Raw genomic sequence first — 519 nt, 5'->3', positions numbered from 1 at the left:
GCCGAGCGCCTGAAAAGCCCCGCCACCGCATGGCGACGGGTCATGATCACCGGATGGTATGGCGGCGGTGACCGCCTCGTCGACATCGCCTCCGGCACGGCGCTTTGGTATCACCCCGGAAAGTCGGTGCCGATCCGCTGGGTTCTGGTGCGCGATGCCGCGGGAGAGTTCGAGCCGCAAGCCTTCCTGTGCACCGATCTCGATGTCGATCCGCACGCCGTGCTGGGCTGGTTCGTGCGGCGCTGGTCACTCGAGGTGACCTTTGCCGAGGTGCGCCGTCACCTCGGTGTGGAAAGCCAGCGCCAGTGGTCGGACAAGGCCATTGCCCGAACCACGCCGGCTCTGCTCGGATTGTTCTCACTCGTCACGCTGTGGGCCGGTGAAGCGCTCGGCAACGATCCCATGCCACGGCAGGCCGCCTGGTATCGCAAGCGGCAGATCACGTTCAGCGACGCGCTCGCCACCGTGCGTCGCCAGTTGTGGGTCTCAGAGACTTTTGAAACGTCCCGGGATCACCGG

The 519-nt window shown here is 66.1% G+C and carries 1 pseudogene; it reads left to right on the top strand.

The annotated features are described in order from the left end of the window. Positions 1-42: 42 nt before the first annotated feature. Positions 43-519, top strand: a pseudogene (locus VQ044_RS25590) (IS701 family transposase); the annotation flags it as partial.

Origin of the sequence: Aurantimonas sp. C2-5-R2 (genome assembly GCF_036549495.1) — a bacterium.
Taxonomy (GTDB): Bacteria; Pseudomonadota; Alphaproteobacteria; order Rhizobiales; family Rhizobiaceae; genus Aurantimonas; species Aurantimonas coralicida_A.
This window is presented reverse-complemented; position numbering and strand designations above follow the sequence as displayed.